The following is a 25,316-nucleotide window of genomic DNA, read 5'->3' as shown; positions in this document are numbered from 1 at the left end:
CGTCCGGGAGATTATCAGTTCATTGAAACGAAAGCTCCAACTGGCTATGATTTAAACATTAAACCAATTCCTTTCACAATTACGAAAGGACAATCTCAGGTTACCTCTGTTACAGCTTTAAATAGTTTAACAACAGGTTCAATTGAGTTAACTAAAGTTGATATTGATCACCATGGAACACTTGAAGGTGCCATTTTCAATATTTTAGACCAAGATGGAAAAATCATCCGAGAAGGTTTAAAAACAGACCAACACGGAAAAGTAATCGTAAATGATTTGAAACCTGGTAATTATCAATTAGTAGAAACACAGGCTCCTAAAGGCTATCAATTAGATGCATCACCAATAAACTTTACAATTGATAAAGCCCAAGCTACACCACTACAAATTACAGTTTCAAATAAAAAGATTGAATCTTCGTCAGGTGGAGATGACAAGCCAGTTACTCCTCCAAATAAAGAAGAAAACAAAGGCAATGAAACATCTGAGAAACACAAAAACGGAACTTCCGAAGAAACATCAAATGAAACAGATAACAAACAGCAAGATGATCGAAATACGGATAAACACCTTCCAAATACAGGTCATAAAGAAGACCCTACACAAACAGTAGGTATCGTCCTTCTACTAGCTGGATTATTAAGTATTTTAGCTACAAAACGCAAAAAACATTATTAATAATGTTTTTACATCCAATCAATCTCTCAATTGATTGGATGTTTTTTTATACAAAAAGGACGATACATAAAGTATCGTCCTTTTAACGGGGTGAGGCTGCCCAAAAGTACGGAAAACCTTTGAACAGCCTCTTATTTTCATATGGATGCCTTACATATATCACTGATAATAATTATGAAATGCGGAAACATAATTACCATCAACTGATTCAAACATGAGAAATGAAACCCTACAGTGGTTCCATTTCTCTACATAATCTAAAGTTTGGGTACACTAGATTCATGCAATGTAGGAGCTTTCAGAGTAGAAAGCGAACCTTCGTTTAAAATGATAGCATACATATCTTCCTCAAAAATATGCAAATATGCATATATTGTTTTTATTTCTCAATGTCAGAATATTGAAAAATAAAAGACGCGAAGGTAAAATAAAGTCATTATCCGTCTTCTTTTGTCAGTCACAGAGAATAGAAGAATAGGAGAGGAAAAAATGAGAAAATCATTGAAACAAAAAATAGTAAGCTCTTTGCTTGCTGTATCACTCGCTGTTAGCTTAGCTCCAATTGGGCAAGCAAAAGCGGATTCCACGTCAGAGGTTACACAAACTCCATCTATTACAAAACAGATTGATCCAAACCGCGCAATTGAACATGTTCGTTTCTTATCTGAAACAATTGGTCCTCGACCCGGTGGAACAAAATCCGAAGAATGGGCTTCTCGTTACATTGGTATGCAGCTTAAATCGATGGGCTATGAAGTAGAATATCAGCCATTTCAGGTGCCCGATCAGTACGTTGGATTCATTGAATCACCACTATCAATAAAACGTAATTGGCAAGCTGGTGCTGCTCCTAATTCACTAATTTCTACAGAAGCTGTTACAGCTCCCCTTATCTTTGTTCAAGGTGGGACAAAATTAGAAGATATTCCAAATGAAGTAAACGGTAAAATTGTTTTATTTGAAAGAGGAACGACAATTACAGACTATAATAAACAAGTTGAAAATGCTGTTAGCAAAGGTGCAAAAGGTGTTCTTTTATACAGTTTAATTGGCGGACGCGGAAATTATGGACAAACCTTCAATCCCCGCCTAACGAAAAAGCAATCTATCCCTGTCTTTGGTCTTGCTTATGCGCAAGGAAATGCATTTAAAGAAGAAATCGCTAAAAAAGGGACAACAATTCTTTCCCTAAAAGCGAGACATGAATCTAAATTAACATCTCTAAATGTTATCGCCAAAAAGAAACCAAAAAAGAGTACCGGTAATGAAAAAGCAGTCGTTGTAAGTTCGCACTATGATAGTGTTGTCGGAGCACCTGGCGCAAATGATAATGCTTCTGGAACTGGATTAGTATTAGAACTAGCTCGTGCTTTTCAAAATGTAGAAACTGATAAGGAAATTCGTTTTATTACCTTTGGTTCTGAAGAGACTGGCTTACTTGGCTCCGATTATTACGTTAATAGTCTATCCCAAAAAGAACGCAATCGAATTTTAGGTGTCTTTAACGCAGACATGGTTGCAACAAATTATGATAAAGCAAAGAATTTATACGCTATGACACCTGATGGCTCTACAAACTTTGTAACAGATGCTGCCTTGCAAGCAGGTAAACAACTAAATAATGACCTCGTCCTACAAGGTAAATTCGGTTCTAGTGATCATGTTCCATTTGCTGAAGCTGGTATTCCTGCTGCTCTATTTATTTGGATGGGTGTCGATAGTTGGAATCCATTAATCTATCATATTGAGAAGGTATACCATACACCTCAAGATAACGTATTAGAAAATATTTCACCTGAACGAATGAAAATGGCATTAGACGTTATCGGAACAGGGGTTTATAAATCGCTTCAAAAACCTGTTACTCAAACTGAACAGAAAGCTGCTTAATCAATAAAAGACCACTGATTTTTATCAGTGGTCTTTTATTGAGAAAAAATATATATGCATAAAAGCATATTTTATCCTACTCATTATCGTATACAATATTAACTGTAACAATATCGATTACAACTTATAAGGAGGCTTTTTCTATTATGAAAAAAATGATTTTAGCAGGTGCGTTAACTTTAGCAGGAATTACCGGCGCTACCGCGTTTATTCCTGAAACAAAAGTCGCTGCTGCCGCTCAAGAACAAAGCTTTACAAAATTTTATTCTTTGCAAACTGGAGGTAGTTCTGAACAAGAACCTGTTTTCCTTCAAAAGGGACAAGAGTTAACAATTCAACCTAACAGCAAAACTCCTAGTTACAGTGTTTATGACTCAAATCATAACCTTATTGGACGTTATTCTGATGGTTACGGCCGAATTTTCACTGCAAAAACAGATGGAAATATGTACGTTCAATTTCATGCACCTTACGTTTACTATAGTCCTGTTAGTTTTTCTGTTACTTATACAATCCAATAAAATAAAGGGCCTTTCTCAAGGGCCCTTTATTTTGCTTCCCAATTCACTTTTACAAAACCATCTTTCACCATTACCGTACCAATCGGTATATTTAATATTTCACTCATTTCCTTGTAAGAATATTGTTCATAGTAATAGAGTACGAGTACCGTTTTATATTTTTCATTTAATAACTGTATTACTTCCCGTATCATTTCCGCTTCCACTTTTTGAATAAATTCTTCTGATATATTCACTTCATCTGCGAAATCTATTTCTCCACCATCTTCTTTATGAAACAAATCCAATATTCGGTCTTTCCACCTTTTTTTCTTACGATAAAAATCATAAAACGTACGAACACAAATTGTAGTGATCCACTTTTTATAATTATCCACATAAGAAAGTTGGTGCCTTGATGAAAAAACCTTTATCCACGTCTCTTGAAAAATATCTTCCGCATCTTCTTTCGTTTTCGCTAACTTATAGCATAAGGAATATATTTGCTGCTTATATATATCAATTAATTCTTCTACCTTTTCTTCCATCATAAGCCTCCTGTCATTTATATAAGACGACGCAAATTATCCTTTTGTTTGATAAAATTTTATTTTTTTATTATCTCCATACAAAAAGGCAATCACAACATCGTGTGATTGCCTTTTACTGAAAGCGAAAAATCGGCTCCGCTTTTCTTAATTACATTTTTTCTGGTGCAGATACTCCTACGATTGCTAATGCATTTTGAAGTGTAGTGCGTACTGCTTTCATTAACTCGTAACGAGCTTTACTTAATTCTAAGTTATCTTGGTTCAATACTTTTTCTGCATTGTAGAAGCTGTGTAATGCTGCTGCTAATTCAAATGCATAGCTTGTAATGCGGTGTGGCAGACGTTTTTGTGCTGCATCCGCAACTACAGCTGGGAATTCACCAAGTTTTTTCAGTAACTCTACTTCTTTCTCAGAAGTAACAAGTTTGTAATTCACGTCTCCATCTGCAGCTAATCCTAACTCTTCACCTTGACGAAGGATACTGCATACACGAGCATGAGCATATTGTGCATAGTATACTGGGTTTTCATTAGATTTTGATACAGCTAAGTCCATATCGAAGTCTAAATGAGAATCACCGCTACGCATCGCGAAGAAGTATCTCATTGCGTCCACGCCTACTTCTTCCATAAGCTCACGAAGTGTAACTGCTTTACCTGTACGCTTACTCATTTTCATTTTTTCACCATTTTGGTACAGTTGTACCATTTGGATGATTTCTACTTCAAGTGTTTCTTTATCGTAACCTAGCGCTTGAATAGCAGCTTTCATACGAGGAATGTAACCGTGGTGGTCAGCACCCCAAATGTTGATTAACTTATCGAAACCACGCTCTAATTTATCACGGTGATAAGCGATATCTGGCGTTAAGTATGTGTAAGAACCGTCATTTTTAATTAATACACGGTTTTTGTCGTCACCGTAAGTCATTGAACGGAACCAAGTTGCTCCGCCTTCTTCAAAGATTTCATCACGCTCTTTTAATACAGCAAGTGCAGCATCAATTTTTCCGTTTTTGTATAATGATGTTTCTGAGAACCATACATCAAATTTAACACGGAAGCTCTCTAAGTCTTTTTGAAGTTTTGCTAACTCATATTTCAAACCATATTCACGGTAGAATTCATAGCTTTCTTTTTCATCAGCTTTTGCGTAACGATCACCAAACTCTTCAGCTAAACGTTTACCGATTCCAATGATATCCGCACCATGGTAACCGTCTTCTGGCATTTCTTTCTCTAAACCTAAAGCTTGCATGTAACGAGCTTCAACAGAAAGAGCTAAGTTATGAATTTGGTTACCAGCATCATTAATATAGTACTCACGAGATACATCGTATCCTGCTTTTGCTAATACGTTACATAAAGTGTCACCTACTGCCGCACCACGTGCATGTCCTAAGTGAAGGTCACCTGTTGGATTCGCAGATACGAACTCAACTTGTACTTTTTCACCTTTACCAGTGTTCGTTTCACCGTAAGCTTCACCAGCGTTTACGATTGTTGGAATTAAATCTGTTAAGTAGCTATTATCCATATAGAAGTTAATAAAACCAGGACCAGCAATTTCGATTTTTTCAATAGAAGCTTTTGCTTTATCGAAGTTTGCAACTAGTTCTTCTGCAATCATACGAGGTGCTTTTTTCGCAACGCGTGCAAGTTGCATTGCCATATTTGTAGAGAAGTCACCATTTGTTTTATCTTTTGGAGATTCTAATACAACGTTTGGAATCTGTTCTTCTGTCGCTAATTCTGCCTTTAATACAGCAGCTTGAATTTCTTCTTTAATCAATCCTTTTACCTGTTCTAAGGAATTCATTATTTTGCCTCCTTCAAATTAATTGTAATTGTATATCTGCCAGCTTCTTGTTCACTTAGAAGCAATGCGTACGTTAAGAAGAGTTGTCCTTTTTTCTTTTCATCCGACCATTTAAAAAGAACGTTATCAGTTTTCGTTTGCAGTGCAAACGTACCAAGTTCACTCGTATACGTACCCGTTGTCCATTCACCTTTCACATGCGTCTGACGCATAGAAATAGCACCTGAACGCATAATGAGAACTTGTTCATCTTGAATTTTAATAATTGTTTTCACTTCGCCTTGTTCGTTCGGCTCCTGGAATGTTACATATGTACCTTGACCTTTTACATAGTATTGACCATTTGCTTCAAAAGCAACGGTTTCCTTCCTCGCCCCTTCACGGATTTCTGTTACGAAATGAACGTGTACCGGCAAGCCTGCAAGTTGTTTCTTCACGTCTTGCACACCTTTCAAATGTTATAGATATTAAATACTACTTATAATAAATCACTTTTCCTATCATATCAAAAAAAGACGCTGTCTGTCTGCTGAAAAATCAGGAAAACTCCATTTCAAAAAATAATTCACTTCTACTTTATTTCATGTGATAAAATATTTTTTAAATCTAAATATTCTTTTAATTATAGAGGTGAATTCAGTGATACCAACAAAGTTAAAAAAGGGTGATGAAATACGCGTGATTTCACCATCCTGTAGTTTAAGTATTGTTTCAAATGAAAATAGAAAACTTGCTATAAAAAGATTAACTGACATGGGCTTTCAAGTTACATTCTCAAAATATGCCGATGAGATAGATCAATTTGCTTCCTCTTCTATTTCTTCCCGCATTCAAGACCTCCATGAAGCATTTGGAGACCCTAATGTAAAAGCTATTTTGACGACACTTGGCGGATACAACTCCAATGGTTTATTGAAACATCTCGATTATGATCTAATTCGTAAAAACCCGAAATTTTTCTGTGGTTATTCTGATATTACTGCCTTAAATAATGCAATTTACACAAAAACAGGGCTTGTTACATATTCGGGTCCCCACTTCTCTTCATTTGGAATGGAGAAAGGGCTCGAGTATACAAACGATTACTTTTTACAATGCTTAACCACTAATGAGCCTATTGAAATCATTCCGGCGGAAACGTGGAGCGATGATTCTTGGTATATGGATCAGGAAAATCGAGAATTTATAAAAAATGAAGGGTATGTTCCAATTCAAGAGGGGGAAGCGACAGGAGAAATTATCGGTGGCAATATGAGCACACTTAATTTACTACAAGGCACACCATATATGCCAAACTTAAAGGGCAAAATTTTATTCCTTGAAGAAGACAGTTTAACAGGAAAATCAACGCTTAAAACTTTTGATCGCTATCTACATTCCCTTATGCAGCAACCTGATTTTGAACATATAACAGGTATTGTAATAGGAAGAATGCAAAAAGAAGCAGAATGTACGATAGCGGACATTCAAGAAATGATTTCTTCAAAACCTGAACTTGCACATATTCCTATCATTGCAAATGCAAATTTTGGACATACAACTCCAATTTTTACTTTTCCAATTGGTGGACATGCCAAAATCATTTCTAACAAAGAAAATACATCTATCACTATTTTAACGCACTAAAAAAGGAGCGAACGATTCGCTCCTTTTATGATTTTTCTATTTTTTGCAACGCTTTTTGCGGGATTGACTCTTTCGTTATTTCAGCCCATCCTTTTCCTTGCATACCTTTTGCATAAATTTTTATAAAAGCACCTGCATGCAATTCACGATTTACCATTCTTTTAATAATTTGTTGCTTTCCGTCCTCTGTATACCCTTTAAATGTATACAAATATTCACCGTCTTTTTTCTCACCTTTATCTACAACCGCATAATAATCTTGTATTTCTTTATTTGAAAAGAAGTTGTCTACAAAAGCATGTACACCTTCTGTTTTTGTGTTTAAATAATATGCTGTTCCCCCTAAAATGATGGCGAATACAGCTAAAACTTTAATTACCAATTTCATACATGCGCCTCCTGTTTGCACTTCTTTCTCACTAGTATTATATCTATACTTGTATTATACGGAAAAGAGCATACTATACTCTATCTAAAAGTCTTACACTTTCCTTACATTATTGTAAGGGATTTTTTCTTAAAGCAAGTTCCCAAGAAAAAATTTTTCCGTTTCATACACTTTTATATTATTATTGAATGATACGAATTTTTATTACAAAAATCAAAGGAGACAGTTTTCAAATGGCTATCTTGCAAGGTTTAGCACTATTACTTGTTGTACTTTGTCTATTTACACTTTTCAGTTACCGTGCGCCTTACGGAATGAAGGCGATGGGCGCTTTAGCTAATGCAGCAATCGCAAGTTTTCTTATTGAAGCATTTCACCGTTATATAGGTGGAGAAATGTTTCATAATGACTTTTTACAATCAGTAGGAGAAGCTTCTGGTAGTATGAGCGGTGTCGCAGCAGCGATTTTAGTCGCATTAGCAATCGGTGTTTCCCCCGTATACGCTGTTTTAATTGGTATCGCTACTAGTGGATTCGGTATTTTACCAGGATTTTTCGCCGGATACGTTTGTGCCTTCGTCGTGAAATTTCTCGAAAAGAAATTACCGGCTGGTGTGGAATTTTTAGCAATCCTATTTATCGCTGCACCAATCTCACGTGGAATGGCAATGCTTATGGATCCGCTCGTTAACGCAACACTTGGTAAAATCGGTTCTATGATATCAGTTGCAACTACAGAAAGTCCTATCATTATGGGTATTATGCTTGGTGGATTAATAACAGTTATTTCTACCTCTCCACTGAGTTCTATGGCACTAACTGCAATGCTTGGATTAACAGGTTTACCAATGGCAATTGGTAGTCTTGCCGTAGCAGCCTCAGCCCCGATGAACTTTATTTTCTTTAAGCGACTAAAAATTTGCTCAAAGAAAGACACAATCGCTGTAGCAATCGAGCCTTTAACACAAGCAGATGTTGTTTCAGCAAATCCAATTCCAATTTATGCAACAAACTTCGTTGGCGGTGCACTTGCCGGTATTATTACATCGCTATTCCAGCTTGTTAATAATGCACCAGGAACAGCATCACCAATTCCAGGTCTTCTTGTCCTATTCGGATTTAATGACGTTATAAAAGTAACGATTGCTGCTGTACTATGTGGAATCGTTACCACTATTGTCGGATACATAGGGTCTATTGTGTTCCGTAAATATCCGATCCGCTCTGCTGATGAAATTCGTGGAGTTACTTCGGAAGAGAAGGTTGCATAAGAAAAAGAGCTATTCCCATCGTTTGAGAATAGCTTTTTTTGTGTTGCGTAACGGTAAATGAAATTATATCGGTGATTTTTTAAATATATCGACTTACCGACACATAACGACCAAGCAAGAGCCCTCTAATCATATAGAGGGCTCTTACTTTATCTAGCTGCAGCGGCTAGAATGATCGGTGGCTTCCGCTTTTATTTCTATCCAGTTACGCCTCCTAGACCCTTGCGTCTAAGAACCTTCCCTGCCAAAAGGTAAAAAGCACCTTTTGCAGGAAAGAACCTTAGTCACCGGGTCTAAACAGTCGGCTTCACTTTTATTTCACCCAACCGAGCAGCATTTCCCGCACGAATTTGCTTGCTGCGACTGGTGTTTGATCACTATGGTCGTAGACTGGGGCTACTTCTACTAAGTCTGCTCCAACTACATTTATATTTGAATTTGCAATTGCTACGATGGAATCTAATAATTCTTTAGATGTGATACCGCCAGCTTCTAACGTTCCTGTTCCTGGAGCGTGAGCTGGGTCTAATACATCAATGTCGATTGTGACATAGACTGGGCGTCCAGCAAGTTTCGGTAATACTTCTTTTAACGGTTCTAATACGTCAAATTTATATAAGTTCATACCTACTTCTTTCGCCCATTCAAATTCTTCCTTCATTCCAGAACGAATTCCGAAAGAATATACGTTTTCCGGACCAATTAAATCACACACTTTACGAATTGGTGTAGAGTGGGATAAAGGCTCCCCTTCATACGATTCACGTAAATCAGTATGAGCATCCATGTGGATGATTGCTAAATCCGGATATTTTTTTGCCATTGCCTTAAAAATTGGCCAAGACACTAGGTGCTCACCGCCGAGACCTAGTGGAAACTTATCGGCATCTAAAAGTTTTGATACATACTCTTCAATCATGTCTAAGCTGCGTTGTGCGTTTCCGAATGGTAATGGGATATCACCCGCATCAAAATATTTTACCTCTTCTAATTCACGATCTAAATACGGACTATATTCTTCAAGACCGATTGATACTTCACGAATACGTGCAGGGCCAAAACGAGATCCTGGACGGTAACTTACTGTCCAATCCATAGGCATCCCATAAATAACTACCTTTGACTCTTCAAAACTTGGATGACTTTTAATAAATACTTTACCTGAATAAGCTTCATCAAAACGCATATTCTTTTCCTCCTTATGTGGAACTTAAGGTATCCCAACCTTTCACTATTTCTCAAATTTGGAGCGAATTGCTCCTCTTTCTCGATTTACCGGGTCTTCTTTTTAACAACAAGAAGACGATTTTCTCTACAGAAGTGTAAGTAGCTAGCATGTTCAAGTCTTCTGGACAAACACCTTAAATGAGCTACTCACACTTTATTTGTTCAAGCTCGATTTTCTTACTTAATTAAATCGCCAACAAATTTCGGTAATGCGAATGCTGCGTTGTGTAATTCTTTTGTGTAGTATTTCGTTTCGATTTCGTGGAAACGCTCTTCACTTACTTCTAATGGATCATGTTTTTTAGATCCAATTGTGAACGTCCAAAGACCACTTGGGTATGTTGGAATATTAGCTGTGTATAAACGAGTAATTGGGAAAATTTCTTTTACATCTTTAAACACAGTCGTAATTAACTCTGGTGTGAACCAAGGGTTGTCCGTTTGTGCAACGAAAATACCATCTTCTTTTAACGCTTTTGAAATTCCAGCGTAGAAGCCTTTTGTAAATAGGTTTACTGCTGGTCCTACTGGCTCAGTAGAATCTACCATAATTACATCGTATTCATTTTCGCTTTCTGCGATATGTAGGAAACCGTCTCCTACTTTTACTTCTACACGCTCATTATCTAATGCGCCTGCAATTGATGGTAAGTATTGTTTAGAGTACTCAATTACTTTTCCATCGATTTCAACAAGAGTTGCTTTCTTTACACTTGGGTGTTTTAACACTTCACGAATAACACCACCATCACCGCCACCAACAACTAATACGTTTTCAGGGTTAGGATGTGTAAATAAAGGTACGTGCGCTACCATTTCATGATAAACGAACTCATCTTTTTCTGTTGTCATAACCATGCCATCTAAAATAAGCATGTTTCCGAACTCTTCCGTTTCAACCATATCAAGTTTTTGGAATTCTGTTTGCTCCGTATGTAATGTGCGGTTAATACGCGCCGTAATCCCAAAATGTTTTGTTTGTTTTTCAGTGAACCATAGTTCCATCGTACAATCACGCCTTTCAATGCAAATTTATAATAGGGACATCATTAATGTCCCCTAACAAAAATAAAACAAAACATCCAAAATGTATAGTTAAAAGTACAAAAATACCGAAAATATATTTTAGTCAGAGGGTTCTAACATATATGTATAAAGAAAACCCTTTCTTAAGAAAGGGCTTTTGTCTCTATTTCTACTGGTTTACGAATTGGAATTAGGATCATAATACAACCAACTAATACCACAATTCCACCTACTAAAAACGGACTTTGTGGTGAAACAGTATGACCGATAATTCCTGATAAAATCGGAGCAATTGCGCCCCCTAACCAACGAACAAAGTTATAAACACCTGACGTAACAGATCTTTCATAAGGTGAAATATCCATTACATAACTTGTATATAATGCATTGTTTAAGCCAGATGCTAATCCTGATAAAACGATAAGAGTAATTTGTAACCACATAATTTTCACAAAGAATAGTGCAATTAAGAAAATCGCAAATACAAGTAAACTACCCTTCAATAATGTTTTTGGTTCATATTTCCCTTCTAGCTTATGTGCTAAAATTGCAGAACCATAAGCTAACGCTAATCCCCATCCGCAAAATACAAAGCCTAATTGAATAGCTGATAAATGCATAATAAGTGGTGAATATGCTAACACAACGAAAAATCCGTAGTAGTATAACATTCCTGAAATCGCACCTTGCATAAACGGTTTATACTTCACCAGGTTAAGTAATTCTCCTACGCCAGCAGCCTTACGCTTCACTTTTCGCTCCGGTTCTTTTACAAAAAAGAATACTAAAATAAATGCTAAGAAAATTAAAATACTCGTCGCAAAAAATGGATAACGCCAAGAATATCCACCTAATATTCCACCCAATAACGGCCCCCCAGCCATACCTAAGCCGATCGCTGCTTCGTATAATCCTACTGCTTCATGAACTTCTTTACTTAATGCTATTAACAGCGTCATTGCTGTAGCAAAAAACATCGCATTTCCTAATCCCCATCCAGCACGGAAAAGAGATAATTGAGCAATCGTTTGCGATATACCACATATAAACGCAAATACAGTCACAATCGCAAGACCGATTGTCATCATCCGTTTATCACCAAATCTTGATGCAAATATACCAGCTGGTAACATCATGATTGCCATCGTTAAAATATAAGCAGTAAATAACATTTCAACTTGCCAATGCGTTGCACCAATTTTCTCTGCAATAATCGGCAAAATTGGGTCGACTACTCCTATACCCGAAAAGGCAAGGAAGGTAGCCACCACTGTAATCAATCTCCCTAGTTTTTGTTTGCTCTCCATTTTGATTACTCTCCTTTTGTGCTCTCTAAAAATGTTACTGCACGATGTAAACTATCTTCAAGTTCTGCCTTTACACGTTGCATTTGCTCCATTTTTTCGTCTAACGTTTGCACTTGTTTTTCAAGCATATCTTTAATTTCTTGAATCACTTCACGATCACGAGGGTTCTCGCTATTTCTTCTTTGCTCCATTCTTTCTTTTAGTGATAAGAAATGCTGCATTTCTTGAAGTGTGATTCCTAGCACTTCTTTCGCTTCTACAATTCTTTTAATTCTGGCAATATCCTCATCCGTATACAGACGAATATTCCCCTCACTACGTTCTGGGGGATGAATTAAACCAATTTCCTCATAATAACGAAGTGTACGTTTTGTTAAACCGACTTGCTTTGTTACTTCATCAATTTTATACATGTTTATTCCTCCCTTCACTTGATTATTACATTTTACGTTAACGTTAACTTTTCTGCAACTGTTAGACTTTTGTAAATGTTTATCATATTCAATTGTATTTTCCCTAAAGCAGTTTCATAATGAAAGAAAAGAGATAATAAGGAGAATTTCACATGAGTAAACCACTTATTTTCGCTCACCGCGGAGTAAAAGGTACACATCCCGAAAATACGATGATTGCCTTCCAAGAAGCAGAACGCATTGGCGCTCACGGAATTGAACTCGATGTCCACTTATCAAAAGATGGTGAACTTGTCGTAATTCACGATGAAACCGTCGATCGTACAACAAATGGCGTTGGACTTGTTTCGGAAAAAACGGTAGAGGAACTACAATCATTGGACGCTGGTAGCTATAAAGACCCTTCTTTCCATGAAGCAAAAATCCCAACGTTGCGTGAGATTTTCATTTGGCTTTCCACAACGAACTTACAACTAAATATTGAATTAAAGACAGATGTTATTCATTACCCAAATATTGAGGAAAAAGCTGTTGCACTTGTGCGCGAATATCATCTTTCTAATCAAATTATATTTTCATCATTTAACCATGACTCTGTTTCATTATTAGCAGAAATTGCTCCTGAAATCCCAAGAGCAATTTTATATGATACACCGATTGCTGATCCAATTGCCGAAGCAAAACAGAGAAAAGCAAGTGGATTACATCCAAACTTCCAGCTATTAACGAAAGAATTTGTGCAATTAGCACAAGAGCAAGGATATGTTTTCCGTCCATATACAATTAACGAATACAAAGATTTACAAACTATGATTGATTATGGTGTAGATGTCATCATTACCGATTGGCCAGCACGTGCCTTTGAGCTCCTTTCTTAATGGAAGGAGCTTTTTATTTTCGAAATTTCATTGTTTAAAATAAATGAAAACCCTCAATACTAATACAATAACGCTTGTATTAATGAGGGGCTGAAAAAAGATGGATCAGACTATGAATCCAAAACTTAAAAAATATAAACGTCTTTTCTTCACCGCAATGTTTTCTTGCGTCCTTTTCTTCGTTTTTTCTTTTTTTGTTATTATTATAGTTGCAAAAATTATGGGACCTCCTCCTGTTGCGGTCCCACAAACAAGCGTCTTTTACGCAAACGATGATACTGTTATTGGACAAAGTAATGAAATTCAAAAACGTTACAATGTCTCTCTTAATGAAATTTCACCTTATGTAAAAGAGGCGACCCTTTCTATTGAAGATCAAAGATTTTATAAACATCACGGCTTCGATGTGAAACGGATTGCAGGTGCAATTGTTGCTGATTTAAAAGCGATGGCAAAGGTACAAGGAGCTAGTACAATTACACAACAATACGCGCGTAATCTGTATTTAGATCATGATAAAACGTGGAAACGGAAATTATTAGAGGCAATGTACACTGTCCGCCTTGAAGTAAACTATAATAAAAATCATATTTTAGAAGGATATTTAAATACAATTTATTACGGACATGGCGCTTATGGAATCGAAGCTGCGTCCCGTCTATATTTCGATAAAACAGCAAAAGATTTAACATTAGCAGAAGCTAGTATGCTCGCAGGTATCCCGAAAGGGCCAAGTGTCTATTCTCCCTTTTTGAAAGAGGATCGTGCTAAAGGACGACAAGCTCTCATATTAGATGAAATGGTCGAACAAGGATATATTACGAAGCAACAAGCAGCCTTAGCGAAGAAAGAGCCACTAACTTTTGCCTCATTAGATACGAAAAAAGTAGCAGAGGTCGCACCATATTTCCAAGATGCTGTACAAGCTTCGCTTCTTCGTGATGTTGGATTAGACGAACAAGCTTTACAACGGGGTGGCTTGCGAATTTATACAACGCTAGACCCTAAACTACAAGCTGTAGCAGAGCAAGCTGTAAAAGATCATATACCTGACACAACAAACATACAAACTGCTCTCGTCTCTATGAATCCAACGACAGGTGAAGTGGCTGCTCTTGTTGGCGGAACTGATTATACTACGAGTCAATTTAACAGGGCTACACAAGCCGTTCGTCAGCCTGGTTCTACATTTAAGCCATTTCTATATTATGCAGCATTAGAACGAGGATTCACGCCTGCTACGCGCTTAAAAAGCGAATATACTGTATTTACTTTAGGTGACGGCGTTTCAAAGTATAAACCAAAAAACTATAAAGATTATTATGCAGATGATTTTGTAACGATGGCACAAGCTCTCGCAGTCTCTGATAACATATATGCTGTAAAAACGAATTTATTTTTAGGAGATGACGCACTCGCAAAAACAGCAAAACAATTTGGAATTACAAGTGCATTAAAAGATGTGCCTTCTCTAGCTCTCGGCACATCACCCGTAAAACCAATTGAAATGGTTAACGCTTATAGCATGTTCGCAAACGGTGGAAAAGAAGTAAAACCTACTTTCATTCGCCGCATTATGGATCATGAAGGAAATATATTATACGATGCTCATTTAGAGAGTAAACAAGTTCTCGACAAGAGCAAAGCGTTTGTAATGGAAGAAATGATGACCGGTATGTTTAATAAGAAACTAAGCAGTTATGCTGCTGTAACTGGCCAATCGATGTTATCAAAATTATCAAGAACATATGCCGGAAAATCTGGTTCTACTGAAACGGATAGTTGGATGATCGGATTTACTCCGCAAATCGTAACAGGTGTATGGGTCGGATATGATCAACCTAAATCTATTTCAAACGTAGCAGAACAAGGATATGCGAAGAAAATATGGACTGATACGATGGAGAAAGGCTTAGATGGACAGCCCAAAAAAGAATTTAAACAACCAGGTGACGTCGTAGCGGTTAATATCAACCCAGAGAACGGTAAAATTGCTACAAAAAATTGTCCTATTTCTGTGAAAATGTATTTCGCTAAAGGTACCGAACCGACTGAATATTGTATGGATCACGTCGATGATAAAGAAGAATTTGAAAAAACGACTGAAGAAAAGAAAAAAACAAGTTGGTGGAAAAAATATCTTCCTTGGTAAAAAAAATAGCTGACGGGCATCCGTCAGCTATTTTTTATTCACTTAATAATGCAAGGCGCAATTCTTCACTAGATTCGTTCCAAATCGCTTCATTATGTTCTTTCAAGAACGTACCAAGTACTTTTTTAGATGATTCATCCATATGGTCAACCATAATGTGACGCTTCATTGATTTATCCATTTTGTTTACGTGTTCTGGAAGTGATTTATATCCGCGACGAATTTCACGGTCTACTGTCATTTCACAAGCTGTTACACCTGCGTAATAAGCACCAGTTGCAGTTCTTTCAATCGTTACCCAAACAAGCCAAAATGGTTTTCCGTTTGGAACTTCATCTTTATTTGTTAAAAACTTAATACCTTTTTCTACTGTACTACGCGCATGCATCGCACCGATATCAACGAATGCGGTTTTCTCTAGTACATCAACAAATACAGGTGAAATGTTTTCTAGGCTTAATGCCCCAACACCAAATCCACCATGTCCATCTGTTGAATCATTTTTCACAATATTAAAACCGATTTTTTTCTTTTTCTCTGTCATATGTAAAATCCTCCTCACTTAAAAATTATAAAAGGCCAAAAATAGGCGCAATGATACTTTGTAAAAACATTAATACATGCGGAATAACTACCTGGAAAATAGGTTGAATTGTGTAATTACTAAGCGGTGTAATAACGAGAATTAATAACGCAATCGCTCCATATTTTTCATACTGTGTCATTTTCGCGCGAATATTTGCTGGTGCTAAATCTTCCACTACACGATACCCATCAAGTGGCGGGATCGGTAATAAATTAAATACAAGTAAAACAATATTTAACATAATAAAGAGCTCAAAAAACTTTCCTAATGTTTCAGCTACTGCAACTGGAACTGCATCTAACACTCCAAATACTGCTAAGCTATACAAAATAATTAAACCAATTGCACTTAAAATTAAGTTACTAATCGGCCCTGCAATTGAAACTAATATGCCTGCAAGACGCGGTCTTTTAAAGTTATATGGGTTAACAGGAACCGGTCTTGCCCAACCGAATCCAAGAATTAATACTGCAATCAAACCGATAGGGTCTAAATGAGCCATCGGTGATAACGTTAAACGCCCTTGTCTCTTTGCTGTATCGTCCCCAAATTTATATGCAACATATGCATGTGCAAATTCATGAACGGATAATGCAATAATAATCGCCATTGCTACCAACGGAATTTCGTGCAATGGATATCTAAATAACTGATCCATACTTCATCTCCTCTTCCATATGTCAAAAAAAGAAATTATTTGTTTTTTCGATTGTTCTTCCCCATAATCCGCTATAATAAGAGTGTAACTTACATAAAAGGAGCGATTGTACATGCCATACGTAACAGTGAAAATGCTAGAAGGACGCACAGAAGAACAAAAGAAAGCTCTTGCTGAGAAAGTAACAGCAGCAGTAAGCGAAACAACTGGTGCTCCTGAAGAAAACATCGTTGTTTTCATCGAAGAAATGTCTAAGAATCATTATGCAGTTGGCGGAAAACGCTTAAGCGACAAATAATTTCAAGTTTTTCATAAGAAGCAGCCACTAGCTGCTTCTTATTTCTTTCCTTCTAACAACTCAATAATTCTCTCTTTATATTTTCCTTTTCTTCCATCTTCATAGATTAAATCATGTGGATAGAATAGCTTTTGGTCCGTTCTTTTCTTACCTGTAATCGCCTCAACAATATCCGATTCACGTGAAAGCTCTCTAAGCTCTCCGTTTGGCATAAGAAGTAGGATTGGCAAACGCTCTTCTTCTTCTCCTGCACGGTAAAAGTCATACGGTAAGTCTGATGTTGAATCAACTACTAAATAATACTCCGGATCAAGTCCAATCTTTTTAAATAAACTACTTAATTCCATCCAATTATCTAAACCGTGTTTATCTGTAAACTCTACATATTTAAATAGATTTCGATTCATAAAACGGCGGCATAGATCGCTTAAAATTGGATCTTCTTCTTCCTGCCATACTTGGAAGTAGTAATACATAACGTTCTCGTCTAACTTTAAATAATCCTCTACTGTTACTTCTTCTTCAAATAAAGAATAGAAATGAACAGGATGATTTTTAAATGTATAATACTTCTCGTGCAATGATTTAGCACGGTGTAAAATCTTCGTTAAAATAACTTCTGCACTTCGCGTTACCGGATGGAAATATACTTGCCAATACATTTGATAACGACTCATAATGTAATGCTCAACAGCATGCATACCACTATTTTTAATGACTACTTGATCCCCATACGGGCGCATTACACGCAGTATACGTTCCATATCGAAGTTTCCATACTTTACGCCTGTAAAATAAGCATCTCTTAATAAATAATCCATACGATCCGCATCAATTTGGCTCGAAATCATACTAATTGCTAATTTATTAGTAGACGTTTTTGCAATTACATCTGCTACCTTTTGTGGAAACTCCTTATCAACACGACTTAATACATCATTAATCTCCGTATTGCCAACAATAATCTTTTGCGTAAATTTCTCATGATCTAATGAAAATACTTTTTCAAACGAGTGAGAAAATGGGCCGTGACCGACATCATGAAGTAATGCCGCACATAAACATAACAATCTATCTTCAGCATTCCAATTTGGTCTGCCATCAAACACATCATCAATCATACGACGAATAATTTCGTATACACCTAACGAATGAGTAAAGCGACTATGCTCTGCACCGTGAAATGTAAAAAATGTCGTTCCAAGCTGCTTAATACGGCGCAAGCGTTGAAATTCTTTCGTTCCGATTAAATCCCAAATAACACGATCACGCACGTGCACATATTTATGTACTGGGTCTTTAAACACTTTTGTTTCGCTGAGTTTGTCGTTTAAATATACCACTTTCCGACATCCCCCTTTCTTTACTACATTCTTACTTTATATTATAAACGAAATGAGAAACAGAAAGAAATGAAAGACTGTATTAATTACCTTTATAAAAAGAAAAAATCACCTTTACCGAAGTAAAAGTGATTTCCTTTATACATTATTTACCTAAAACGAATTCAGCAACTTCGTCTAAGATCATATCTTTCCCTAATGGGAAGTAACCTTTGTTTAAGTCTTCATTTTTAATTGTGAATACGTGGTTGTTTTTAACAGCGTTCATGTTTTTCCAAATTGATTCTTCTTGGAATTCTTTTAAGCGCTGAGAACCGTCACCAGTTGTAAATACGAATAAGTAATCTGGGTTGTAATCGATTAAAGCTTCTTTTTGTACTTGTACTAGTGGTTTATCAGTTGGTGTACCTTTAACTGCTGGTAGTTTTAAATCATTAAAGATTACGCTACCGTAACCGTAGTCACCGTATACGCGGAAAGCATTTGGATACGCAGCCATTTTCATGAATGTTGCTTCACCAGTTTTAGCGACGATTTTGTCATGTAATTTGCTTGCTTTTTCATCATACTTTTTGAACCATTCTTTTGTTTCTTTTTCTTTACCGAAGATTTGACCTACTTCTTCGAATTTTGGACGCCATTGATCTAATGGAGTGTTTAACATAACTGTTGGTGCAATTTTAGATAATTGATCATAAATCTTTTCTTGACGATTATTTACAAGAATTAAATCTGGTTTTGCAGCAGCTACTGCTTCGATGTTAATTTTATCGCCCCAAGCAGAACCAACTGGTTTAACGTCTTTTAGTTTCTTTTCAATATGTGCATCAATTTTTTCTTGAGATGTATTAGCAGTAATAACCGGTTTCATACCGAAAATTAATAATTCTTCTGTTGAACCACTAAGGTCAGCAATTTTCTTTGGGTTTGCAGGAATTTTAATTTCCCCTTTTGCATGTTTTACAGTGCGCTCTTCAGTCTTTGCATCTGCTTTCTTTTCTTCTTCTTTGTTAGAACAAGCAGCAAATAGTACAGAAGTCACAACTAATACCATTGCTAATAGTGCCATTTTAAAATTCTTCATGTTCCCACTCCTTCTAGCTGTATTTATCTTATAAGTTGCAATGAACTATAAGAAACGAAGATAACAATTAATCAATATATTTTTATTAATTGTTGTTAATACCCCATTCTAACGGGCGTTCAACTTCCCATTCTTATATAAGAAGCTCAACGTCCATTAGAAGTCCCCCCTCTTCACGAGGGGGTTCTACTTAAGCTTTTTTACGCAATTGATTACTAATCATCGCTAAATCATATGTTAAGCAAATTGGCTTACAGTTTACTGGACATGGAACGATTTGAGCTTCAATCTCAAATACGTTACGAAGTGTTTCACTTGTCATAACTTCATCTGGTGTTCCTTGTTTCATTAACTTACCTGCTTTTAATGCAATCATATGATCTGAGAAACGAGAAGCGTGGTTTAAGTCATGGATAACCATAACAATCGTTCTACCTTCTTCTTCATTTAACTTTTTCAATAAGTTTAATACTTCTAATTGATGAGCCATATCTAAGTACGTTGTTGGTTCATCCAATACAAGTAATTCTGTTCCTTGTGCAAGAGCCATTGCAATCCAAACACGTTGACGTTGACCACCAGATAGCGCTTCTGCTGGACGATTCGCAAATTCTTTCATTCCTGTCACTTCAAGTGCCCAGTTAATGTAGCGATAATCCTCTTCTTTCAACGTGCCAAACCCTTTTTGATGAGGGAATCTTCCGTATGACACAAGCTCAAATACAGTAAGACCCGTTGGTACTTCTGCAGTTTGTGGTAAAATCGCCATTTTCTTTGCAATTTCTTTCGTTGGCTGTTTCTCAATTGCTTTTCCGTCAAGATAAACAGTACCTTGTTTTGCCTTCAAAATACGAGACGCCGTTTTTAATAATGTGGACTTCCCACAACCATTTGGCCCAATAATTGTTGTAATTTTCCCTTCCGGAATTTCAACTGTTAATCCATCAATAATTAAACCTTCATTATAGCCAACAGATACCGCATCAACCGCTAAAGTTGCCATACGAAAAGCCTCCCTTTATTTTGTCCTCATAAGTAAATAAATGAAATACGGTGCACCAATTACAGAAATAACAAGACCGACTGGTATTTCTGAAGTTGTTAGTACACTTCTTGAAATTACGTCTGCGAATAAAAGTAAAAACGTTCCTATTAGCGCAGCTGTGGGCAACATGATTTGATGTTTGCCACCAACAAGGCGCCTTGCTAAATGCGGGGCCATTAAACCGATAAAGCCAATTCCACCGGCAACAGCAACAGATGCACCCGCTAAACAAACTGCAATAAATAATAATTTACGTCTTTCTTTTTCTACATTTACACCAAGGCCAACTGCTGTAGAATCGCCTAGGTTCATTACATTTAATATGTGTGCTTTACTTATAGCAAGCGGTAAGAAAATAACCATCCATGGAAGTACACTTAATACGAATTTCCAATCTGTACCCCATAGACTTCCCGCCAGCCAAATCGTAGCAAAACGAAAATCGTTAGATGTCATCTTCATAGAGAAAATTAAACTAACAGCTCCAAATCCAGCTGCAACGGCAATACCGACTAGTATTAATCGAGTCGATGAAACGCCGTCTTTCCATGCTAATAAATAAATAATTACCGCTGCTAATATCGCTCCAACTAGTGCGAAAAATGGAAGAATGAATACAGATAAAAATGTACCAGTCCCTACTTTCCCGAAGAAGAAGTAGACGAATATAACAACTGTTAATCCCGCTCCAGCATTAATCCCTATAATACCTGGATCAGCAAGTGGATTTCGTGATAAACCTTGCAAAATCGCACCTGACATAGCTAAAGCAGATCCGACTAGTATAGCAATTACCATACGCGGCATACGGAATTCAAATAAAATAACAGACTGATCTTCAGCCCCTAGTCCAACCAATGACTTTAATACGTCCATTGGGGGTATTTTAAAAGTTCCTGTATTTAAACTAATAAGAAATATAGAAACGATTAGTCCTACTAAAATCGTTAATATAGAAATGTTCTTTTTTGTTAAGACACTCGTCCTCACATCTTTCCTCTCCCTTCATTACGTGCTAAGTAGAGGAAGAATGGAACCCCAATTAGCGCTGTAATTGCTCCAATTGGCGTTTCAAATGGCGGGTTAATAACGCGAGATAACATATCTGCACATTCAATTAACAGCCCGCCTAAGACCGCAGAACATGGAATAACCCATCTATAGTCCGAGCCTACAAGGAAACGAGTCATATGCGGGATTACAAGACCAACAAACCCTACTGATCCTGCCATGGAAACTGCGGAACCCGTTAAAACAAGAACAAGTACTGTTCCGATAAATTTAATTAATGTCGTATTTTGACCAAGTCCAATTGCAATTTCTTCACCGAAGCTCAAAATTGTAATATATCTCGACATCATAATTGCGATAAAAAGGCAAACAAGGCCAATTGGCACTAACATATTAATGCTTTGCCATTTCACTCCAGCAACTCCGCCTGCATTCCACATGCTCACCTCTTGGGCAAGATTGAAATACAATGCGATTCCAGATGAAATTGCCCCTAATAAAGCACTAATAGCTGCACCTGCTAAAGCTAATTTCACAGGTGTTAATCCACCTGGTGAAGAAGACCCAATTCCATATACAATGCTTGCACCAAACGCAGCTCCAATAAAAGATGCGATAACAAACAGTAAATAAGGTGAATTAGGGAAAAATGCATACATAATTGCAATTCCAAATACAGCCCCATCTGTAATCCCCATTAACGATGGTGAAGCAAGTGGATTTCTCGTCATACCTTGCATAATTGCTCCTGATACCGCTAAAAAGGCACCTGCAACTACGCCCCCTATTGCTCTAGGCATGCGAAGCTCTTGAATTACATTATGATGTGTAATAGATCCATCAAACTGAAATACAGCTTGCCATACAGTCTTTAAACTAATATCTGCAGCCCCAAAAGAAATAGAAACTGCCATGCTTAAAGCTAACAAAATTGTACCCGCTACTAAAATAATAGAAGCGATGAGCGGTCTGCTCTTAATCTCTTTAACATTCTCTTCTTGCTGTTCTATACTGCTTGCGCTCGCTTCCATCCCTCAACCATCCTAACCAACAACATATATTTATTAAAATGAAATTTATTCTCAAATAGTAATAAAAAAATTAGGTGAATTGTTATTTTCCTGATAATGATTCTCAGAATCAGACACTTCTATTCTACCTATCGCTTTAAAAGACTGTCAACCATTATTTTGAAATATAAATTTATATAAATTGGAACTTTAATACAAAAGTTATATCCATCCTTTAGAAAACGTTCGTCCACACAAGAGTACTTTCGCAGAATAAATCTTTCCTCTTATGGGCATAAAAAAAGAAGAGTAATCTTTTCACTCTTCTTTTTCTTACTTATTTAACTTTGCTTCAATTTTTACGATTAACTCATCTTCTGTTGGAGCCGCAACTGGACGGTTATTTACAAATGCGAATGATTTTTTACGACCAGGACCACAGTAAGACTGACATCCAACTTCAATCGTTGCACATGAATCTACTTTTTTTAACTTCGGAACTAACGTTTTAACGTTCGTTGCCTGACAGTCATCGCACACGCGAAATTCGTTTCCCATTATATAACACTTCCTCTATTTTAAACTTTTCTCAAGTACGTTTAAAAATAAACACTAAATGGTATTTTACCGCTCTTTGAAGCTCGTTGCAAGTTTCCCTACAAAGCCTATTCTCTACATAATGCTACATATTTATATGCTCTCCTACAGAAGCGCTCACCATTCATGGGAAAATTTTTACCTTTCATCGAAATCTACCATATTTTTAAAAGCTTTGTATAAAAGTTTATTTTTTTGCCCATTATAAAAATAGGAAGTTCATAAAAAGAAAGGGAGTTGAATCTATGAAAGTAAGACAAGATGCTTGGACAGATGAGGATGATTTATTACTTGCTGAAACGGTACTTCGTCATGTTCGAGAAGGAAGTACGCAATTAAATGCATTTGAGGAAGTAGGAGATCAGTTAAATCGTACATCTGCTGCTTGTGGTTTCCGCTGGAATGCTGTCGTTCGCTATAGCTATGAACAAGCTCTTCAACTAGCAAAAAAACATCGTAAAGATAAAATGCGTGCTGCAAGCGGTGAACAAGCGAAAAAACGTTTACTTTATACACCACCAGCTTCAGATTCGATAACTGATTATGAAGAATTAGTACAAGAGGAATCAATCGTACAATATAAAGAAGCTATTCCATATCAAGAATCTACTGCTCCTGCTGCAAGAAGCTCTATGACAATGCAAGATGTTATTTATTTTTTACAAACAGTCGGATCTTCAAATATAAAAGTGACAGCTCTTGAAAACGAGAATACGAGATTGAAACAAGAAATTAAAGCACAAATCCTTCGGAATGAGGAACTAGAAAAGAAACTAGAAAAGTTAGAAAAGCAATCTCATACTGTACAAGAAGATTACGAAACACTTATGAACATTATGAACCGAGCTCGTAAATTGGCAGTCATGGATGACGAAGAACGTTCTCAAACATCTTTCCGAATGGACCGAAACGGTAATTTAGAAAAAATTGCAGAATAAAAAGGATGCATGTAATGCATCCTTTTTATTATTTCACCTTTAAGCTCCCCCTTTATATGTGAGAAAACTCCATTCTTCATTTTTTGCTATAATAGAGATTGTCATTTTAAAGATAAGGGGTTAGTTATATGAGCAATTCCCGTTCCATTTTATCTCAGCCAGAGTGGCGCATTGTAGATCAGTCTAGTTTGGGACCAACATTCCATGCACTTCAGTCATTCGCAATGGATGACACATTATGCACAAGCATTGGAAATGGCAAGTCATCCGCAACAATGCGTTCTTGGGTTCATCACAATACAATTGTCCTTGGCATTCAAGATTCACGCCTTCCGCATTTAGAAGAAGGTATTTCTTTTTTAAAACAACACAACTTCAATGTTATTGTTCGTAATTCTGGCGGGCTTGCAGTCGTGCTTGATGAAGGTGTTTTAAACGTATCACTTTTATTCCAAGAAACAGAAAAAGGTATCGATATTGATCTTGGATACGATACGATGTGGCATTTAATTAAGGAGATGTTAAAGGATTACAACGTTACTATCGAGGCAAAAGAAATTGTTGGCTCTTACTGTCCTGGTAGTTATGACTTAAGTATTCGCGATCAAAAATTCGCTGGTATTTCACAACGTCGTATTCGCGGCGGTGTCGCTGTCCAAATTTATCTCTGTGCTACCGGAAGTGGCTCTGAGCGTGCCGCACTCGTTCGTGATTTCTACAACCTAGCAATTCAAGGAAAAGAAACACGCTTTACGTACCCTGAAATTGTACCAAGTACAATGGCCTCACTCTCAGAATTACTTGGCGAAACCATTACAGTACAAGATTTAATGATGCGTCTTTTAAAAACATTGCAGCAATTCGCTCCAAAGTTAACACCATCTCAATTAACAATAGATGAGATTCCTTTATATGAGACGAATTTACAACGTATTATTGATCGTAATAATAAAGCACTTGGCTTAGAAAAATAAAAATGACCACCCTTAGGGTGGTCATTTTCCATACTAATTCATTTTA

General features: G+C 36.7%; 26 protein-coding genes. 10 read left to right on the top strand and 16 right to left on the bottom strand.

Features of this window, described 5'->3' with window-relative positions:
• The 3 genes from DN400_RS08700 to DN400_RS08690 form a co-directional block, all read left to right on the top strand.
• Positions 1-678, top strand: a 678-nt coding sequence (locus DN400_RS08700) for an MSCRAMM family protein (protein ID WP_147801632.1), incomplete at its 5' end; no start/stop codon positions are given.
• 489 nt (positions 679-1,167) lie between these two features.
• Positions 1,168-2,568, top strand: coding sequence for a M28 family metallopeptidase (locus tag DN400_RS08695; protein WP_098236373.1), 1,401 nt, complete (start codon positions 1,168-1,170; stop codon positions 2,566-2,568).
• 146 nt (positions 2,569-2,714) lie between these two features.
• Positions 2,715-3,089: a hypothetical protein gene (locus DN400_RS08690; protein WP_000738223.1), complete on the top strand. Its 375-nt coding sequence runs from the start codon at positions 2,715-2,717 to the stop codon at positions 3,087-3,089.
• Positions 3,090-3,115: 26 nt separating this feature from the next.
• Here DN400_RS08690 and DN400_RS29685 read toward each other — a convergent pair whose 3' ends face one another.
• The 3 genes from DN400_RS29685 to DN400_RS08675 form a co-directional block, all read right to left on the bottom strand.
• Positions 3,116-3,616, bottom strand: coding sequence for an RNA polymerase sigma factor (locus DN400_RS29685; protein WP_139213327.1), 501 nt, complete (start codon positions 3,614-3,616; stop codon positions 3,116-3,118).
• Positions 3,617-3,767: 151 nt separating this feature from the next.
• A complete protein-coding gene (gene argS / locus DN400_RS08680) occupies positions 3,768-5,438 on the bottom strand; it encodes an arginine--tRNA ligase (RefSeq protein WP_001086464.1) in 1,671 nt (556 codons plus the stop codon).
• Complete coding sequence (locus DN400_RS08675) at positions 5,438-5,875, bottom strand: YwiB family protein (protein WP_000744343.1); 438 nt, start codon at positions 5,873-5,875, stop codon at positions 5,438-5,440. Before DN400_RS08675 ends, argS begins: the two co-directional genes overlap by 1 nt.
• 202 nt (positions 5,876-6,077) lie before the next feature.
• Here DN400_RS08675 and DN400_RS08670 point away from each other — a divergent pair, with 202 nt between their 5' ends.
• On the top strand, positions 6,078-7,064 hold the full coding sequence (locus DN400_RS08670) for a S66 family peptidase (RefSeq protein WP_053563292.1): 987 nt from the start codon (positions 6,078-6,080) through the stop codon (positions 7,062-7,064).
• A 25-nt stretch (positions 7,065-7,089) separates the two neighbouring features.
• Here the strand turns inward: DN400_RS08670 and DN400_RS08665 are convergent, their stop codons facing one another.
• Complete coding sequence (locus DN400_RS08665) at positions 7,090-7,452, bottom strand: YxeA family protein (protein WP_000779932.1); 363 nt, start codon at positions 7,450-7,452, stop codon at positions 7,090-7,092.
• A 233-nt stretch (positions 7,453-7,685) separates the two neighbouring features.
• Here DN400_RS08665 and DN400_RS08660 point away from each other — a divergent pair, with 233 nt between their 5' ends.
• Positions 7,686-8,723 carry a PTS sugar transporter subunit IIC gene (locus DN400_RS08660; protein ID WP_000996313.1) on the top strand — a complete coding sequence of 346 codons (1,038 nt, stop codon included), beginning with the start codon at positions 7,686-7,688 and terminating at the stop codon, positions 8,721-8,723.
• 313 nt (positions 8,724-9,036) lie between these two features.
• On the opposite strand, the gene speB is transcribed toward DN400_RS08660, so the two are convergent.
• The 4 genes from speB to DN400_RS08640 form a co-directional block, all read right to left on the bottom strand.
• Positions 9,037-9,909 carry an agmatinase gene (speB, locus tag DN400_RS08655; protein ID WP_001209831.1) on the bottom strand — a complete coding sequence of 291 codons (873 nt, stop codon included), beginning with the start codon at positions 9,907-9,909 and terminating at the stop codon, positions 9,037-9,039.
• Between the two features lie 218 nt (positions 9,910-10,127).
• The gene (gene speE / locus DN400_RS08650) at positions 10,128-10,955 is read right to left on the bottom strand and encodes a polyamine aminopropyltransferase (RefSeq protein WP_000424696.1); all 828 of its coding nucleotides are present in this window, start codon (positions 10,953-10,955) and stop codon (positions 10,128-10,130) included.
• A 164-nt stretch (positions 10,956-11,119) separates the two neighbouring features.
• The gene (locus DN400_RS08645) at positions 11,120-12,283 is read right to left on the bottom strand and encodes an MFS transporter (RefSeq protein ID WP_000444239.1); all 1,164 of its coding nucleotides are present in this window, start codon (positions 12,281-12,283) and stop codon (positions 11,120-11,122) included.
• A gap of 5 nt (positions 12,284-12,288) precedes the next feature.
• Entirely contained in the window at positions 12,289-12,696 is a 408-nt protein-coding gene (locus DN400_RS08640; protein WP_000276560.1) for a MerR family transcriptional regulator, read from the bottom strand.
• Positions 12,697-12,848: 152 nt separating this feature from the next.
• On the opposite strand from DN400_RS08640, the gene DN400_RS08635 reads away from it, so the two are divergent.
• Together DN400_RS08635 and DN400_RS08630 are read left to right on the top strand one after the other, a co-directional pair.
• Positions 12,849-13,574, top strand: coding sequence for a glycerophosphodiester phosphodiesterase (locus DN400_RS08635; RefSeq protein ID WP_016513276.1), 726 nt, complete (start codon positions 12,849-12,851; stop codon positions 13,572-13,574).
• 100 nt (positions 13,575-13,674) lie between these two features.
• Positions 13,675-15,726: a transglycosylase domain-containing protein gene (locus DN400_RS08630; protein ID WP_000372960.1), complete on the top strand. Its 2,052-nt coding sequence runs from the start codon at positions 13,675-13,677 to the stop codon at positions 15,724-15,726.
• 34 nt (positions 15,727-15,760) lie between these two features.
• Here DN400_RS08630 and DN400_RS08625 read toward each other — a convergent pair whose 3' ends face one another.
• Entirely contained in the window at positions 15,761-16,270 is a 510-nt protein-coding gene (locus tag DN400_RS08625) for a YwhD family protein (protein WP_000136682.1), read from the bottom strand.
• A gap of 25 nt (positions 16,271-16,295) precedes the next feature.
• Complete coding sequence (locus DN400_RS08620; protein ID WP_000372443.1) at positions 16,296-16,970, bottom strand: site-2 protease family protein; 675 nt, start codon at positions 16,968-16,970, stop codon at positions 16,296-16,298.
• Positions 16,971-17,082: 112 nt separating this feature from the next.
• On the opposite strand from DN400_RS08620, the gene DN400_RS08615 reads away from it, so the two are divergent.
• Positions 17,083-17,268, top strand: a complete 186-nt coding sequence (locus DN400_RS08615; RefSeq protein WP_001147171.1) for a 2-hydroxymuconate tautomerase — start codon at positions 17,083-17,085, stop codon at positions 17,266-17,268.
• Between the two features lie 38 nt (positions 17,269-17,306).
• On the opposite strand, the gene DN400_RS08610 is transcribed toward DN400_RS08615, so the two are convergent.
• The 6 genes from DN400_RS08610 to DN400_RS08585 form a co-directional block, all read right to left on the bottom strand.
• Entirely contained in the window at positions 17,307-18,611 is a 1,305-nt protein-coding gene (locus DN400_RS08610; protein ID WP_000262741.1) for an HD domain-containing protein, read from the bottom strand.
• A gap of 145 nt (positions 18,612-18,756) precedes the next feature.
• The gene (locus tag DN400_RS08605) at positions 18,757-19,695 is read right to left on the bottom strand and encodes an ABC transporter substrate-binding protein (protein ID WP_000787724.1); all 939 of its coding nucleotides are present in this window, start codon (positions 19,693-19,695) and stop codon (positions 18,757-18,759) included.
• Positions 19,696-19,885: 190 nt separating this feature from the next.
• Complete coding sequence (locus tag DN400_RS08600; protein ID WP_000212068.1) at positions 19,886-20,698, bottom strand: ABC transporter ATP-binding protein; 813 nt, start codon at positions 20,696-20,698, stop codon at positions 19,886-19,888.
• 15 nt (positions 20,699-20,713) lie between these two features.
• Positions 20,714-21,730 (bottom strand): FecCD family ABC transporter permease, encoded by a 1,017-nt coding sequence (locus DN400_RS08595; RefSeq protein ID WP_001260757.1) that lies wholly within the window; start codon positions 21,728-21,730, stop codon positions 20,714-20,716.
• Complete coding sequence (locus DN400_RS08590) at positions 21,727-22,782, bottom strand: FecCD family ABC transporter permease (protein ID WP_029443687.1); 1,056 nt, start codon at positions 22,780-22,782, stop codon at positions 21,727-21,729. The genes DN400_RS08595 and DN400_RS08590 overlap by 4 nt, the downstream gene beginning before the upstream one ends.
• 312 nt (positions 22,783-23,094) lie before the next feature.
• On the bottom strand, positions 23,095-23,319 hold the full coding sequence (locus DN400_RS08585; RefSeq protein ID WP_000526079.1) for a YuzB family protein: 225 nt from the start codon (positions 23,317-23,319) through the stop codon (positions 23,095-23,097).
• 284 nt (positions 23,320-23,603) lie between these two features.
• Between DN400_RS08585 and DN400_RS08580 the strand changes: the two genes are divergently transcribed.
• Entirely contained in the window at positions 23,604-24,296 is a 693-nt protein-coding gene (locus DN400_RS08580) for an RsfA family transcriptional regulator (RefSeq protein WP_000868358.1), read from the top strand.
• A gap of 128 nt (positions 24,297-24,424) precedes the next feature.
• Positions 24,425-25,270 (top strand): octanoyl-[GcvH]:protein N-octanoyltransferase, encoded by an 846-nt coding sequence (lipL, locus tag DN400_RS08575; RefSeq protein WP_071713922.1) that lies wholly within the window; start codon positions 24,425-24,427, stop codon positions 25,268-25,270.
• Positions 25,271-25,316: the final 46 nt, after the last annotated feature.

The sequence above is a fragment of the Bacillus sp. AR8-1 genome, assembly GCF_008042345.1.
GTDB lineage: Bacteria > Bacillota > Bacilli > Bacillales > Bacillaceae_G > Bacillus_A > Bacillus_A cereus.
This window is presented reverse-complemented; position numbering and strand designations above follow the sequence as displayed.

What these genes read in the sequence shown, in the direction of transcription:
- DN400_RS08635 (WP_016513276.1), top strand. Translation starts at nt 12,849, where the DNA reads ATGAGTAAACCACTTATTTTCGCTCACCGCGGAGTAAAAGGTACACAT.
- DN400_RS08580 (WP_000868358.1), top strand. Translation starts at nt 23,604, where the DNA reads ATGAAAGTAAGACAAGATGCTTGGACAGATGAGGATGATTTATTACTT.
- DN400_RS08640 (WP_000276560.1), bottom strand. Translation starts at nt 12,696, where the DNA reads ATGTATAAAATTGATGAAGTAACAAAGCAAGTCGGTTTAACAAAACGT.
- DN400_RS08620 (WP_000372443.1), bottom strand. Translation starts at nt 16,970, where the DNA reads ATGGATCAGTTATTTAGATATCCATTGCACGAAATTCCGTTGGTAGCA.
- DN400_RS08690 (WP_000738223.1), top strand. Translation starts at nt 2,715, where the DNA reads ATGAAAAAAATGATTTTAGCAGGTGCGTTAACTTTAGCAGGAATTACC.
- argS (WP_001086464.1), bottom strand. Translation starts at nt 5,438, where the DNA reads ATGAATTCCTTAGAACAGGTAAAAGGATTGATTAAAGAAGAAATTCAA.
- DN400_RS08630 (WP_000372960.1), top strand. Translation starts at nt 13,675, where the DNA reads ATGGATCAGACTATGAATCCAAAACTTAAAAAATATAAACGTCTTTTC.
- DN400_RS08590 (WP_029443687.1), bottom strand. Translation starts at nt 22,782, where the DNA reads ATGGAAGCGAGCGCAAGCAGTATAGAACAGCAAGAAGAGAATGTTAAA.
- DN400_RS08645 (WP_000444239.1), bottom strand. Translation starts at nt 12,283, where the DNA reads ATGGAGAGCAAACAAAAACTAGGGAGATTGATTACAGTGGTGGCTACC.
- DN400_RS08625 (WP_000136682.1), bottom strand. Translation starts at nt 16,270, where the DNA reads ATGACAGAGAAAAAGAAAAAAATCGGTTTTAATATTGTGAAAAATGAT.
- speE (WP_000424696.1), bottom strand. Translation starts at nt 10,955, where the DNA reads ATGGAACTATGGTTCACTGAAAAACAAACAAAACATTTTGGGATTACG.
- speB (WP_001209831.1), bottom strand. Translation starts at nt 9,909, where the DNA reads ATGCGTTTTGATGAAGCTTATTCAGGTAAAGTATTTATTAAAAGTCAT.
- DN400_RS08660 (WP_000996313.1), top strand. Translation starts at nt 7,686, where the DNA reads ATGGCTATCTTGCAAGGTTTAGCACTATTACTTGTTGTACTTTGTCTA.
- DN400_RS08585 (WP_000526079.1), bottom strand. Translation starts at nt 23,319, where the DNA reads ATGGGAAACGAATTTCGCGTGTGCGATGACTGTCAGGCAACGAACGTT.
- DN400_RS08605 (WP_000787724.1), bottom strand. Translation starts at nt 19,695, where the DNA reads ATGAAGAATTTTAAAATGGCACTATTAGCAATGGTATTAGTTGTGACT.
- DN400_RS08665 (WP_000779932.1), bottom strand. Translation starts at nt 7,452, where the DNA reads ATGAAATTGGTAATTAAAGTTTTAGCTGTATTCGCCATCATTTTAGGG.
- DN400_RS29685 (WP_139213327.1), bottom strand. Translation starts at nt 3,616, where the DNA reads ATGGAAGAAAAGGTAGAAGAATTAATTGATATATATAAGCAGCAAATA.
- lipL (WP_071713922.1), top strand. Translation starts at nt 24,425, where the DNA reads ATGAGCAATTCCCGTTCCATTTTATCTCAGCCAGAGTGGCGCATTGTA.
- DN400_RS08600 (WP_000212068.1), bottom strand. Translation starts at nt 20,698, where the DNA reads ATGGCAACTTTAGCGGTTGATGCGGTATCTGTTGGCTATAATGAAGGT.
- DN400_RS08695 (WP_098236373.1), top strand. Translation starts at nt 1,168, where the DNA reads ATGAGAAAATCATTGAAACAAAAAATAGTAAGCTCTTTGCTTGCTGTA.
- DN400_RS08615 (WP_001147171.1), top strand. Translation starts at nt 17,083, where the DNA reads ATGCCATACGTAACAGTGAAAATGCTAGAAGGACGCACAGAAGAACAA.